General features: G+C 71.3%; 13 protein-coding genes. 10 read left to right on the plus strand and 3 right to left on the minus strand.

The window, feature by feature from the left end; all coding sequences use genetic code 11:
* The first annotated feature begins 100 nt into the window (after nt 1-100).
* From ACZ4XX_RS26200 to ACZ4XX_RS26215, 4 genes are all read left to right on the plus strand, one after another.
* Nucleotides 101-1,351 carry a carboxylate--amine ligase gene (locus ACZ4XX_RS26200; protein ID WP_468510313.1) on the plus strand — a complete coding sequence of 417 codons (1,251 nt, stop codon included), beginning with the start codon at nt 101-103 and terminating at the stop codon, nt 1,349-1,351.
* A 71-nt stretch (nt 1,352-1,422) separates the two neighbouring features.
* Nucleotides 1,423-2,511: a phosphotransferase gene (locus tag ACZ4XX_RS26205; protein WP_468510314.1), complete on the plus strand. Its 1,089-nt coding sequence runs from the start codon at nt 1,423-1,425 to the stop codon at nt 2,509-2,511.
* Between the two features lie 142 nt (nt 2,512-2,653).
* Nucleotides 2,654-3,742: a GNAT family N-acetyltransferase gene (locus ACZ4XX_RS26210; RefSeq protein WP_468510315.1), complete on the plus strand. Its 1,089-nt coding sequence runs from the start codon at nt 2,654-2,656 to the stop codon at nt 3,740-3,742.
* Between the two features lie 152 nt (nt 3,743-3,894).
* Complete coding sequence (locus tag ACZ4XX_RS26215; RefSeq protein WP_468510324.1) at nt 3,895-4,566, plus strand: UbiX family flavin prenyltransferase; 672 nt, start codon at nt 3,895-3,897, stop codon at nt 4,564-4,566.
* Here ACZ4XX_RS26215 and ACZ4XX_RS26220 read toward each other — a convergent pair.
* Entirely contained in the window at nt 4,563-4,700 is a 138-nt protein-coding gene (locus tag ACZ4XX_RS26220) for a hypothetical protein (RefSeq protein WP_167346897.1), read from the minus strand. The two genes, ACZ4XX_RS26215 and ACZ4XX_RS26220, sit on opposite strands and share 4 nt — an antisense overlap.
* Nucleotides 4,701-4,813: 113 nt before the next feature.
* On the opposite strand from ACZ4XX_RS26220, the gene ACZ4XX_RS26225 reads away from it, so the two are divergent.
* Nucleotides 4,814-5,269: an Lrp/AsnC family transcriptional regulator gene (locus ACZ4XX_RS26225; protein WP_266893047.1), complete on the plus strand. Its 456-nt coding sequence runs from the start codon at nt 4,814-4,816 to the stop codon at nt 5,267-5,269.
* 82 nt (nt 5,270-5,351) lie between these two features.
* A complete protein-coding gene (gene mqnE, locus ACZ4XX_RS26230; protein WP_468510316.1) occupies nt 5,352-6,530 on the plus strand; it encodes an aminofutalosine synthase MqnE in 1,179 nt (392 codons plus the stop codon).
* Between the two features lie 46 nt (nt 6,531-6,576).
* Here the strand turns inward: mqnE and ACZ4XX_RS26235 are convergent, their stop codons facing one another.
* Entirely contained in the window at nt 6,577-7,458 is an 882-nt protein-coding gene (locus ACZ4XX_RS26235) for an AraC family transcriptional regulator (protein WP_468510317.1), read from the minus strand.
* An 80-nt stretch (nt 7,459-7,538) separates the two neighbouring features.
* The gene (locus tag ACZ4XX_RS26240; protein WP_468510318.1) at nt 7,539-8,072 is read right to left on the minus strand and encodes a GNAT family N-acetyltransferase; all 534 of its coding nucleotides are present in this window, start codon (nt 8,070-8,072) and stop codon (nt 7,539-7,541) included.
* Nucleotides 8,073-8,238: 166 nt separating this feature from the next.
* On the opposite strand from ACZ4XX_RS26240, the gene ACZ4XX_RS26245 reads away from it, so the two are divergent.
* The 4 genes from ACZ4XX_RS26245 to ACZ4XX_RS26260 all read left to right on the plus strand — a co-directional run bounded on the left by ACZ4XX_RS26245 (nt 8,239) and on the right by ACZ4XX_RS26260 (nt 13,051).
* On the plus strand, nt 8,239-8,499 hold the full coding sequence (locus tag ACZ4XX_RS26245; RefSeq protein ID WP_073916323.1) for a DUF4229 domain-containing protein: 261 nt from the start codon (nt 8,239-8,241) through the stop codon (nt 8,497-8,499).
* A gap of 405 nt (nt 8,500-8,904) precedes the next feature.
* A complete protein-coding gene (locus ACZ4XX_RS26250; protein WP_468510319.1) occupies nt 8,905-10,245 on the plus strand; it encodes a dicarboxylate/amino acid:cation symporter in 1,341 nt (446 codons plus the stop codon).
* Nucleotides 10,246-10,352: 107 nt separating this feature from the next.
* Nucleotides 10,353-10,997, plus strand: coding sequence for a TetR/AcrR family transcriptional regulator (locus ACZ4XX_RS26255; RefSeq protein WP_468510320.1), 645 nt, complete (start codon nt 10,353-10,355; stop codon nt 10,995-10,997).
* A gap of 173 nt (nt 10,998-11,170) precedes the next feature.
* Entirely contained in the window at nt 11,171-13,051 is a 1,881-nt protein-coding gene (locus ACZ4XX_RS26260; RefSeq protein ID WP_468510325.1) for an AMP-dependent synthetase/ligase, read from the plus strand.
* The last annotated feature ends 91 nt before the right edge of the window (nt 13,052-13,142 follow it).

Consider the following 13,142-nt stretch of genomic DNA (forward strand, 5'->3'; position numbering starts at 1 on the left):
TTAAGCCTCAAAAGGGACATTATGGTGTGATTCTAGAACGTCCCCTGCTGTGGGGCCTGATGGGACGTCGGGTCCCGGGAGGGCAGTCGAAGGGAGAGCCGTGAGGCGGCGCGCGCCGGACGACCCCCTGCTCGATCCCGCGGTGCCCGCCCTCCTCGCCAAGGTCGGCAGGTACCCCCAGCACCACGGCGGGCTCGGCGTGGTGCGCACCCTCGGCCGGGCCGGCGCCACGGTCCACGCCGTCGTCGAGGACCGGCTGACCCCGGTCGCCCTCTCCCGTCACCTGTCCCGCGCCTTCGTCCGGCCGACGACCGGTCTGGAGCGGCAGGACGTGCTCGTCGCCGCCCTGCTCGACATCGGCCGGGCCGTCGGAACGCCCTGCGTACCCGTGCCCACCGACGACGAGGCCGCGATCCTGTTGGCCGAGCACGCCGAGGCCCTGTCCGAGTGCTTCCTGCTGCCCCGGGTGTCCCCGGAACTGCCGCGACTGCTGGCCGGGAAGGCGAGCCTGCACACGCTCTGCGAGGAACTGGGCGTCCCCTCGCCGCGCACCAGGGCGCCCGCCACCCGCGACGAACTCGTGGACGCGGGCAGGGAGCTGGGCTTCCCCGTCGTGCTGAAGAACCGCGACCCGTGGACCAGGCTGCGCGACCCGGCCGTGGGCGGCACCACCGCCGTCCGCGACGAGCGCGGCCTCCTCGACCGGTTCGCGCCGGGCGTCCTGCCCCCGCTCCTGGTGCAGGAGTACATCCCCAGGGAGTGGGCGGAGGACTGGATCACCCACCTGTACTGCGGGGCCGGGGGCGAGCCCCGGGTCGCGTTCACCGGCCTGAAGCTGCGGTCCTGGCCGCCGTACGCCGGGGTGACGACGCGGGCCGTGGCGCTGGCCAACCCCGCCCTCGCCGGGCTGGCCGCGGACCTGTGCCGCCGGATCGGCTACAGCGGCGCGGCGGACCTCGACTGGCGCTACGACCGGCGCGACGAGCGCTACAAGCTGGTCGACTTCAACCCGCGGACCGGCGCCCAGTTCCGGCTGTTCGAGAACGTCGAAGGCGTGGACGTCGTACGGGCCATGCACCTCGACCTGACGGGCCGTGACGTGCCGTCGGGCCTGCAGGCCGAGGGGCGGGTGTTCGTGGCGGGGCAGCTCGACCTGCCGTCGGTGATGGCCTGGCTGCGCGAGGAGCACCGGCTCCCGCCCGGCCTGCTGCCGAGGCCGGGGACCGAGCGCGCCTGGCTCAGCGTCGAGGACCCGCTGCCGGCCGCGGCCGAGACGATCCGGTTCCTCGGCGCCGTCGTCCGTCGTGTCGGCCGGGCCGTCCGTGCGCCAGGTGGCGCGCGAAGGGCGTAATGCCCTTGTTAGGGTGAAATGTACGCAGACGTTCGATGATGCGACGGCTCGACGGTTTGCCGGGAGGATCCGTGGACACCGCGTTCCCCCGGGCCGTACCGGGGGAGCGGTCCGGCCCCGGACGACCGGGATGGAGCAGTCTCCTGCCCCTCGATCCGAACCCCCTCCTGACCAGGCCGTCCGACCTGGTCAGGGCCCGACGGCTGGCCGGTCTGCTGCGCGGCGGGCACGTCCGCTTCCGTGATCTGCACCGGCTGGAGCGGACCGTCTCCGACCTGCTGGTCTTTCACCTCGACGACCGCACCGCCGAGCCGCTCGTGATCAAGCACCCGCGCAGCAGCCGTGCGGCCGGATCCCTCACCCACGGCTGCGCCGCCCTCCACGAACTGGCCGAGGACGACCGGGTCGGCGAGTGGCGCCGGCTGCTGCCGTCGGCCGAGGAGCTGCGGTACGACGGCCGGCTGCTGCTCGTGGCGGAACGCTGCCTGCCGGGTGTCGAGGCAGACGCACTGCTCCGCCGCGTACCCGGCCGGACCTGGCCCCTGGCCGTCGCGGCACTCGGCGCCGTCGCCGCACTGCACCGGGCGACCGGACACCCGGAGCGCGCCGAGCGCAGGACCGCCGACTGGGTGGACACCCGCCTCGCCGTCCTGGCCGACCAGATCCCCTGGTGCGGCGGGCCCCGCGGCGCGGTCGCCGTACGCGTCCTGCGGGAGCGCCTCAACGGCGGTCTCGCCGGCCGCACCCTGACCGCCGCCCGGACCCATGGCGACTACCACCCCGGGAACATCCTGGTGGACGAGGCGAGCGGCACGCTGTCCGGAGTCATCGACTGGGCGGACTCGCTCCCCGACGGGCCGTGCGCCGTCGACTCCTACCTGTTCGTCCTCACCCTGCGGCAGCAGCGCGAGCGGCGGGAACTGGGACAGATCGTGGCCGACACCGTGCGCCGCGGCGGCCTGCTGCCCGAGGACCGCGCCCTGCTCGGCCACGCCGACGTCCCGCCCCCGGGACAGGAGTCCGACGAGGCCCTGCTGCCCCTGCTCACCTGGCTGTGGCACGTGGCCGGGAACGCGGCCAAGTCCGCCCGCTACGGACGCAGTCGGCGCTGGGTGGCCGGCAACGTGGTGCCGGTCCTCACCGAGGTGGCGCGCCGATGACCGCGGCGGGGGTACGGCGGGCGTGCGGCGGGGACCGCGGCGGGGGTACGGCGGGCGGCGGCGATGACAGCGGCGAAGTACGGCGGGCGTGCGGCGGTGACCGCGACGGAGGTGGCCCCATGACCACGGCGGAGGTACGACGATGACCACGGTCGAGGTCCTCGGGCAGACCACCTCGGCGGGCCCCGTGCGGGTGGCGTCCCCGGCGCCGCGCGAGGTCTGGTGGCGGCTCGCCGAGGAGGACGGCGCCACGCTGGTCACCCAGACCCCGTCCTGGCTCGACGCCCTCTGCGCCACGTCCCCCTTCGAGGACGCCAGTCGGCTCTACTCCTTCGCCGGCGGCCGCCGGATCCTCGTCCCCCTCGTCCGGCGGCGCGGCCTGCCCGGACGGCTGATCGCCGAGGAGTCCTGGCCGGCCCGCTGGGGGATCGGCGGACCCCTGTCACCCCCGGGCACACCCGACGAGGAGGAGGCCCTGGTCGTCTTCCGCGACCTGGCCCGGCGCCCGGCGCTGCGGGTCGGCGTGCGGTTCGGACCGGACGCCGACCCGGTGTGGACGGCCGCCGCGCCCCCGGACTTCGCCGCCGAGACCCTGACGACGTACGTCCTGGACCTGAGCGGGGGCTTCGACCAGGTCTGGGACCACCGCTTCCGCAGCCGGGCCAGGCGCGACGTGCGCAGGAGCGAGCGCTCGTCCGTCGAGGTGGAGGTCGACCGCGAGGGCAGACTGGTGGCCGAGTTCTACGGGCTGTACGAGAAGTCCATGGTGCGGTGGGCCGCGCAGCAGCACGAGCCGGGGGCACTCGCCCGGCTGCGCAGGTCCCGGGCGTTCCCCCCGCGGTATCTGGAGGCGGTCGCCGACCGGTTCGGCACCTCGTGCGCCGTCTACCTGGCCCGGGTCGGCGGGGAACCGGCCGCGGGCGCGGTGGTGGTCTCGTACGGGGACAGCGCCAAGTACTGGCGTGGTGCGATGGACCGGGACCTGGCCCATCCGGTGCGGGCGAACTTCCTGCTGCAGCGGCTCGCGATCGAGGACGCGTGCACCGAGGGCCGCACGGCCTTCGTCATGGGGGACTCCCGCCCGGGATCGTCGCTCGCGCACTTCAAGGAGGGGTTCGGGGCCGAAGGGCGTCCTTCGCCGCGCTACCGCCGCGAACGCCTTCCCCTCACGGAGGCGGACCGTCTCATGAGGGCGACGGCCAAACGGCTGCTGCGCTTCCGGGACGCCTGACGGACGGCGCCCGGCGGGGTGCGACGGCCGCGGGCGGTGAGTGAGCCGCGCCCGGGCCCGCGCCGGACCCTCGGTCCAGGGCTCCGCCCGGGCCCGCGCCCGGGCCTGGCTTTTCCCGGCCGGATAGGCTCTCTGTCGTGGAGTCGCAGGAGATGAAGAGTCGTCGGCCCTGGGTGGTGGGGGTTTCCGGGGCGTCGGGTACGCCGTACGCCGCCGCCGTTCTGCGGGGCCTCCTCGCCGCCGGGGAGAGCGTCGACCTCGTCGTGTCGCGGGCCTCGCGGCTGACCCTGCTCGACGAGACGGGCATCTCCTTCCGCGACGCGCACTGGCGCGAGGACCTGGCGGCGTGGCTGGCGCGGGGCGCGGACGGGAAGCCGGACACCTTCGACGTGGCGGACGCCCTCGACGACGTGCGGTACTGGGCGGCCGGTGATCTGGCCGCGGGGCCGTCCTCGGGGTCGTACCCGGCGAAGGGGATGCTGGTCGTGCCGGCCTCGACCGCGGCAGTGGCGGGAGTGGCACTGGGGCTCTCGAAGGACCTGCTCCAGCGGACGGCGAGCGTGACGCTGAAGGAGCGGCGGCCGCTGGTCGTCGCCGTGCGGGAGACCCCGCTGAACGGACAGACCCTCAAGCACATGGTGGCGCTGGACGAGGCGGGAGCCGTGGTGCTGCCCGCCTCTCCGGCGTTCTACGCGGGGGCGACGCACATCCAGGATCTGGTGGACTTCGTCGCCGGGCGGGTGCTCGACGCGGCAGGGGTGCCGCATCGGCTGTACCGCCGGTGGGAGGGAGAGCTCGGTGGAGCGACCCCCCGGTCGGATTAGCGCTTCTTGGCGTGCTTCTTGTCGGCACGCTTCGAGGCGGCGGTCGGCTGGTGGGCACGCGAGCGGTTGGCCAGGTCCTGCAGCTCGCGCATGCGTGCGTAGGCCATCTCGATCGTGTACACGGTGAACACCACTCCTGAAAGATCGTCTTTGATCAGCTAAAAGATTCACAGGGCGTCTCCCCTGTGTACCTTAGATTCTATACCTAAACTCGCGGTATCGCTGGACAATGGAAGGCTTCATACCTATGGACGCCGTGGACAGGCAGCTCATCCAGGCTCTGCGCGAGAACGGTCGTGCCTCGTACGCCGAGCTCGGCCGGCTCGTCGGGCTCTCCGGCCCCTCTGTCACCGACCGCATCAACCGTCTTGAGGCGGCCGGAGTCATCACCGGCTACCGCGCCACCGTCGACGCCGCCTCGCTCGGCCTCGGCGTGACCGCCCTCATCGGCATCTCCCTCTCCGACGCCGCCGACCACGAGGACGTGGCCCGCCGGCTCAAGGACCTCGCCGAGATCGAGGACTGCTGGTTCATCGCCGGCGACGACTCGTTCATGCTCAAGGTGCGCGTCGGCGACGTCGACGGCCTGGAGAAGACGATCCGCCGCCTCAGCGGCACCAAGGGCGTCTCCCGCACCCGTACGACGATCGTGCTCTCCACGAAGTGGGAGAACCGGGTCGGAGAGCTGCCCGAAGAAGGCTGACGAATCGCCTGAGAGTACGGTGAACGACGCAGTACAAGCAGTGGAAGAAGTCGGATTTCGGAGAAGAGGGAGGCGCCCGGAGATGACTGCATCGATCACAGATGTAGGGCTCAAGCGCGAGCTGGAGCAGAAGGTCCGGGACGGTGAGCGGCTGAGCCGTGAGGACGGCATCGCCCTGTACGAGTCCGACGACCTCGCCTGGCTCGGCGGTCTGGCCCACGAGGTCCGGACCCGCAAGAACGGCGACGTGGTGCATTTCAATGTCAACCGGCATCTGAACATGACCAACGTCTGCACCGCCTCCTGCGCCTACTGCTCGTTCCAGCGCAAGCCGGGCGAGAAGGACGCGTACACCATGCGCATCGAGGAGGCCGTGCGCCTCGCGAAGGCGATGGAGAACGAGAACCTCACCGAGCTGCACATCGTCAACGGGCTGCACCCCAACCTGCCCTGGCGGTACTACCCGCGCTCCCTCTCCGAGCTCAAGAAGGCCCTGCCGAACGTCTCGCTCAAGGCGTTCACCGCCACCGAGATCCACCACTTCGAGACCATCTCGGGCATGTCCGCCTCCGACATCCTCGACGAGCTCATCGAGGCCGGTCTGGAGTCCCTGACCGGCGGCGGCGCCGAGATCTTCGACTGGGAGGTCCGCCAGCACATCGTGGACCACCGCACCCACTGGGAGGACTGGTCCCGGATCCACCGCCTCGCGCACGAGAAGGGGCTCAAGACCCCCAGCACCATGCTGTACGGGCACATCGAGGAGCCCCGTCACCGCGTGGACCACGTGCTGCGGCTGCGTGAGCTCCAGGACGAGACCGGCGGCTTCCAGGTCTTCATCCCGCTGCGCTACCAGCACGACTTCGTCGACATGCAGGACGGCAAGGTCCGCAACAAGCTCCAGGCGCGCACCACCATGGCGACCGGCGCCGAGGCCCTGAAGACCTTCGCGGTCTCCCGGCTCCTCTTCGACAACGTGCCGCACGTCAAGGTCTTCTGGGTCATGCACGGCGTCCAGACGGCGCAGCTCGCGCTCCAGCACGGCGCCGACGACATGGACGGCTCGGTCGTCGAGTACAAGATCACGCACGACGCCGACAACTACGGCACGCCGAACAAGCTGGGCCGCGAGGACCTCCTCGAGCTGATCCGCGACGCCGGTTTCCGCCCGGTCGAGCGGAACACCCGGTACGAGATCATCCGCGAGTACCCGGGCCCCGACGCGGAGCGGCGCGAGACGCCGCAGGCGATGCGGTTCTGAGTACGGGCGGCGGAAGGGCCGGTGGGGACTCCCACCGGCCCTTCTCTCATCCCGCCGTGTGCTCCACCGGGATCCACAGCTCGGCGGCGGCCGTCGTCCAGTCCGCCGAGGGCCGGACCGACAGGATCTCGGGGCCGGGGCGGCTCTCGTAGGGATTGGACGGGAACCACAGGGTGAAGACGTCCCGCCACAGGTACTGGAGCGCTTGCGGGTAGGGGCCCTCGTTCTCGAAGACCGCCCAGGTCCCGGCCGGGAGGTCGAGGGTCTCGAAGCCCTCCGGGGCGGCGTCCGGCGCGCCGGTCACGCCGTACCAATGGTCGAGTTCGGCGCCCTCCTCCCGGCTGCAGGTGAGGTGGACGACGGCCGAGACGAGCCCGGCGGGCGCCCCGGTCGACAGGCCCGCGAGTCGGTCGAGGGTCTCCTGGCCCAGGCCCCGGATCTGGGCGGCGATCGCCGGGTTCTCCCCCTCGTACACGAGGGGGACCCGGGCCCTGCTGCCGACGATCCGGAAGGCGTCCTTGGCCACGGTGCGGTACTTCATGCTGCTGTTCCCTTCGACGACGAGTCGGAAGGACATCCGCGGCTGGGCGTTGAGCGCGGCTCCCGCGCGGCGGGCCTCGCCGGGGCCGACCCCGTGCACCGCGCGGAACGCGCGGGCGAAGGCCTCCCCGGAGCCGTAACCGTGACGCACCGCGATCTCCAGGAGCGTCCGTTCCCCGGCGAGCACCTCGGCGCCCGCGACGGTGAGCCGCCGGCGCCGTACGTACTCGGACAGGGGCATGCCGGCGAGCGCCGAGAACATGCGCCGGAAGTGGTGCTCCGAGGTCGTCGCGATGCGGGCGAGCTCGGCCGGGTCGAGGTCGCCGCGGAGCTCGGTGACGAGGTGCTCCTCGATGTGGTCGAGTGCCTGGTTGAGCCGCTCCAGCACGTGTCCGTCCTTTCCTTTTCCTTGTCCTCACCGTAGGAAGAGGTCAGGAGCCCGGACCCGACATCCTGTGTCCCGTCCGGTCAGGTCAGCGGCAGCAGCATGATGATGTCGTCGCGGTCGTCCCCGGGGGCGACCCGGATCGCGTCGGGGACGCGGCCGACCTCCTTGTAGCCGCACTTGGCGTAGAAGCCGTCGACGCCGGTGCCGCCCCGGCAGGTCAGCCGGATCGCCTCGACGTCCCCGAAGCCCTCGGCGGTACGCGCGGTGTGCTCGGCCGCCGCCATGAGGTCGCGGCCGTATCCCCTGCCCTGGTGCCGGGGGTCGACCATCACCGTGTAGAGCCACACCCAGTGCTTCATCAGGGGGTGGGTGTTGAAGGTGAAGAACGCGGTGGCGGCGACCGCGCCGTCCTCGTCGCGGCCGACGAGCAGCCGCGTACCGCCCTCGCTCATCGCGACGAGGTGCTTGAGCAGCGAGGGGCGGATCTCGTCGGGAGTGACGGGCGGGACGAAGCCGACCGCGCCACCGGCGTTGGAGACATCGGCCCAGAGGGAGAGCACGCCGTCGCGCAGGGCGGGGTCGATCGACGGATCCACCTCGAAAGTAAGGGTCATGAAGCGAGCTTAGCTATTACTCACGGGGTGCTCAAGGGGGACCTCCACGGTGCCCGGGAGGCCCGGCCCCGGAGTGCCCCCGGCGTCGTGCTTCACTGGAGGGGCTCTTGTCCCGTATGGGATCTTGGGAACTTTTCGGAACGTCGGAACGGAAGAGTGGGCTGACATGCTCCGCTACACGCTGATGCGGCTCGGCATCTTCGCCGGATGCTTCCTCGCCCTGTGGGGTCTCGTCTACATCGAGGTGCTGCCGCGCGGGCTCGGCGACTCGAACCTGCTCTGGGTCCTCGTCCTCGCCATCGTGATCTCCGCCCCGCTGAGCTTCGTCCTGCTGCGGAAGGTGCGCGACGAGGCGAGCGCCGAGGTCGTGGCGAAGGTCGACCGCGCCAAGGGCCGCCTGGCGGCGAACCGGTCCCAGGAGGACTAGGGGGCCGGGGGTGTCTCGCCGGGAGGCCCCCTGAGCCCCGCCCGCCGCCCATAAAGGCTGCGTAAGCTTGCTCACAGATCATCAGCCCCGGGCAGGAGCTTCCAAGGCTCCCGCCTGGGGTGTTCTGCGTTTCGGAGGCGAAAAGGGTGTTCGCCTGCCTCAAAGAACAGCTTTGAGGTTCTCAAAGTTCAAGTGTTAACGTGTTCGACATGACGACAGCTGTGCGCCCCTCACCTGCCATGAGCACCCCGCTCGTGGCGCGCCTGCACGTCGATCTGTGCCGCTGTATGTCCGCGGTCTGTTGCCGCGGGGTCTGACCCGGCATCATGCAGCGGCCCGCGTGAAAACGCGTGTGTGCCGCACCCCCGTCCCGTATTGCCCGATACGCACCTGTGGAGTGTGTCTGTGTCCGCGTCCGCGACCACACCCGAGAAGCAGTCCCCCGCTTCCTCGCGCATACCGAAGTTCCCCTTCTGGGCCCAGATCATCGCCGGTCTGGTCCTCGGCGCCCTGCTCGGCTGGATCGCCCGCAGCCAGGACGTCTCCTGGCTGAAGGAGACCCTCGGCCAGGTCGGCGACATCTTCGTCCAGCTCCTGAAGCTGGCCGTCGCCCCGCTCGTCTTCTTCGCGATCCTGGTCTCGATCACCAACCTGCGGAAGGTGAACAACGCCGCCAGGCTCGCCACCCGCACCCTGCTCTGGTTCATGATCACCTCGCTGATCGCGGTGGCCATCGGCCTCGCCATCGGCCTGATCACCAACCCGGGCGCCGGCACCGGCCTCACCCCGCAGGACGGCAAGCTGCCGAAGCGCGAGGGCTCCTGGATCGACTTCCTGACCGGCATCATCCCGACGGACGTCATCACGCCCTTCACCGAGCTGAACGTCCTCCAGATCGTCTTCATGGCCGCCGTCGCCGGCATCGCCGCCCTCAAGCTGGGCGACCGGGCGAAGCCCATCCTCACCCTCTCCGAGTCGATCCTGGAGCTGCTCCAGAAGGCCCTCTGGTGGGTCATCCGCCTCGCCCCGATCGGCACCGTCGGCCTCATCGGCTTCGCCATCGCCGACTACGGCTGGGACCTGATCGGCAAGTACGCGACCTTCACCGCCGACGTCTACATCGGCTGCGCCCTGGTCATGTTCGGCGTGTACCCGCTGCTGCTCGCCACGGTCGCCAAGGTCAACCCGATCCAGTTCTACAAGGGCGCCTGGCCGGCCATCCAGCTGGCCTTCGTCTCCCGCTCCTCGGTCGGCACGATGCCGGTCACCCAGAAGGTCACCGAGCGCCTCGGCGTCCCGAAGGAGTACGCCTCCTTCTCCGTTCCGTTCGGTGCGACGACCAAGATGGACGGCTGCGCCGCGATCTACCCGGCGCTCGCCGCGATCTTCATCGCCCAGATCTTCGACGTGCAGCTCGGCATCGGCGACTACCTGCTGATCGCCTTCGTCTCGGTCATCGGCTCGGCGGCCACCGCCGGCCTGACGGGCGCGACGGTCATGCTGACCCTCACCCTCTCCACCCTGGGCCTCCCCCTGGAGGGCGTCGGCCTCCTGATGGCGATCGACCCGATCCTGGACATGGTCAGGACCGCCACGAACGTCGCAGGTCAGGCGCTCGTCCCGGTGATCGTCTCCGCCAAGGAGAAGATCCTCGACCTCACGGCGTACGAGAACGCCTCGGCGTCCCCGATCGACGACCTGGTCGACACCCGCGAGCCCCAGGAGAAGGTCGCGGTCGCGGCCTGACCCCCGTCGCACACACACCCTCCGTGCCCCCTGCCCCCGTCCGGGCAGGGGGCACGTAGGCTTTCGGCGGGGCAGCCGGTGGATCTTGGGAGCAGGGGTGGGCCGCCATGGCCGGTGATGCGAAGGCGCGGCGGTTGCCGCGGGCCGTGCGGGAGCGGCAGATGGTGGACGCGGCCGTGCGGTGTTTCGCGCGGAACGGGTACCAGGCGGCTTCCATGGACGAGATCGCCGAATCGGCAGGGGTGTCGAAGCCGCTCGTCTACCTGTATCTGCACTCCAAGGAGGAGCTCTTCACCGCGGTGATCCGGCGGGAGGCGCAAGCCCTGCTCGGGGTCGTCGCCGAGGCGGTCGTCGACCGGACCGCGCCGCCCGACGAGCGGTTGTGGGCGGGGCTGATGGCCTTCTTCACCTTCGCCGCCGAGCATCCTGACTCCTGGACGGTGCTCAGCCGGCAGGCGCGGACGCAGGGGGAGCCGTTCGCCGGGGAGGCGGCGCGGATGCGGGACGAGATCACGGCGTTCGTCGCGGGGCTGATCGGTGAGGCGGCGCTGGAGGCGCCGGGCACCGCCGGGATCACCGGGCGGGACGTCGACGCGCTCGCGCAGGCGCTCGTCGGGTCCGCCGAGTCGCTGGCGAGCTGGGCCAACGGGACTCCGGGAGTGACGGCGAAGGAGGCGGCCGCGACGCTGATGAACTTCGCCTGGTCGGGTCTCGGGAACCTCATGAAAAGCGAGCGCTGGTCTCCCCGTTGACCCTTACTTCGCAGTAAGGTTACCGGCTAGTCAAGGCAGTTGCAGGCACGCGACGCACCGGCGTACGGCGGTCGTCCGCCGCCGTGCGGGAGCAGTTCACCGACGCACGACCTCAGTTCACCGACGCACGACCTCAGTTCATCGCGCAGACCGAGGAGCCGCACGTGTCCGTCGTGACCGCACTGTCCGAGAGCGAACCGGTCGAACCGCACAAGACGCTGGTGGACGGGGTGGTGCGCGAGGTCTCCGTGCCCGCGCTCGTCCCCGTGATCCGCCGCGGCTCGCTCGCCGACCTGCCGTACGACAACGCCCGTCAGGACCCCGAGGCGGTGCTCTTCTCCCGCAAGGGGCCGGACGGGCAGTGGGCCGATGTGACCGCCTCCGCCTTCGCCGCCCAGGTCCACTCCGTCGCCAAGGGCCTCATCGCGCACGGACTGCGCCCCGGTGACCGGCTCGCCCTCATGGCGCGGACCACCTACGAGTGGACGCTGCTCGATTTCGCCGCCTGGGCCGCCGGGCTCGTCACCGTCCCCGTCTACCCGACCTCCTCCGCGTTCCAGACCCGCTGGATCCTCCAGGACTCCGGGGCGGCCGCCTGCGTCGTCGAGGACCCGGCCCAGGCCCGGCTCGTCTCCGCCGAGCGACGGCAGCTGCCCGGCCTCGCCCATCTCTGGGTCCTGGACGCCGGCGCTGTCGAGCAGCTCCGCACGGCGGGCGCCCGGGTCGCCGACGAGGCCGTCACCGCCCGGCGAGGACTGCTCACCCCGGAGACCCTCGCCACCCTCATCTACACCTCGGGCACCACCGGCCGCCCCAAGGGCTGCGCCCTCACCCACGCCAACTTCTTCGCCGAGGTCGACAACGCCGTCCGGCTCCTCCACCCGGTCTTCGTCTCCGAGCACAAGGACCCGGCCGCCACCCTGCTCTTCCTGCCGCTCTCCCATGTCTTCGGGCGCATGGTGGCCATCGGCTGCGTACGGGCCCGGGTCCGCGTCGGGCACGCCCCCTCGGTGGAGGGCCAGGAGCTCCTCGACGATCTCGCCGGGTTCCGCCCCACGTTCCTCCTCGCCATCCCGTACGTCCTGGAGAAGGTCTTCAACTCCGCCCGCGCCACCGCCGAACGCGGCGGCAAGGCCGCCTCCTTCGACCGTGCCGCCAAGGTCGCCCGCCGGTACGGCCAGGAGGCCGCCCCCTCGCTCTCGCTGCGGGCCGCGCGGGCCCTCTACGACCCGCTCGTCTACCGGCGCATCCGGGCCGCGCTCGGCGGCCGGGTGAAGTACGTGATCTCCGGCGGTTCCCCGCTCGGCGCGCGGCTGGCCGAGTTCTTCGCCGGGGCGGGCGTGGAGGTCTTCGAGGGGTACGGCCTGACGGAGACCACGGCCGCGTCGACGGTCACCCCGCCCCGGCGGCCCCGCACCGGCACGGTCGGCTGGCCGCTGCCCGGGACGTCGGTCCGGATCGCCGGTGACGGCGAGGTCTGGCTCAAGGGCGGTCATGTCTTCGCCGGGTACTGGGACGCCCAGCGCGGGGCGGCCGTGCCGTACACCGACGACGGCTGGTTCCCCACCGGTGACCTGGGCTCCCTCGATGCGGAAGGCTATCTGCGCATCACCGGCCGCAAGAAGGACATCCTCATCACCTCGGCCGGCAAGAACGTCGCTCCCGCCCCGCTGGAGGACTGGCTGCGCGCCCATCCGCTGGTCGCCCAGTGCGTGGTCCTCGGCGACAACCGCCCCTACGTCACGGCCCTGATCACCCTCGACCACGAGGGCCTGACGCACTGGCGGCGGATGCGGCACAAGGACCACCTGGCGCTCTGGGAGCTGACCCGGGACGAGGAGCTGCTCGCCGCCCTGGGGCGTGCGGTGGACGACGCGAACCGGCTGGTCTCACGGGCGGAGTCGATCCGTGACTTCCGGGTCCTGAACGCCGAGTTCTCGGAGAGCTCCGGCCATCTGACCCCGTCGCTCAAGCTCAAACGGCGGGCGGTGCTGCGGGACTTCGCCCGGGAGGTCGACGAGATGTACGACTCCGGGGCGTACGACAGGGCCTAGTGACCTGGTTTTGAGGTCGTAGGTCGCCACGTGAGGTATCTGCTGTTTCAGGTTGTGGTGTTCGCCTGCGGCGGGCCACGCGTTCGCGCTG

This window comes from Streptomyces sp. NPDC029956, from assembly GCF_055574655.1.

Coding starts and splice junctions, on each gene's coding strand:
- ACZ4XX_RS26240 (WP_468510318.1), bottom strand. CDS start 8,072: ATGACCCTTACTTTCGAGGTGGATCCGTCGATCGACCCCGCCCTGCGC.
- ACZ4XX_RS26225 (WP_266893047.1), top strand. CDS start 4,814: ATGGACGCCGTGGACAGGCAGCTCATCCAGGCTCTGCGCGAGAACGGT.
- ACZ4XX_RS26255 (WP_468510320.1), top strand. CDS start 10,353: ATGGCCGGTGATGCGAAGGCGCGGCGGTTGCCGCGGGCCGTGCGGGAG.
- mqnE (WP_468510316.1), top strand. CDS start 5,352: ATGACTGCATCGATCACAGATGTAGGGCTCAAGCGCGAGCTGGAGCAG.
- ACZ4XX_RS26215 (WP_468510324.1), top strand. CDS start 3,895: ATGAAGAGTCGTCGGCCCTGGGTGGTGGGGGTTTCCGGGGCGTCGGGT.
- ACZ4XX_RS26245 (WP_073916323.1), top strand. CDS start 8,239: ATGCTCCGCTACACGCTGATGCGGCTCGGCATCTTCGCCGGATGCTTC.
- ACZ4XX_RS26210 (WP_468510315.1), top strand. CDS start 2,654: ATGACCACGGTCGAGGTCCTCGGGCAGACCACCTCGGCGGGCCCCGTG.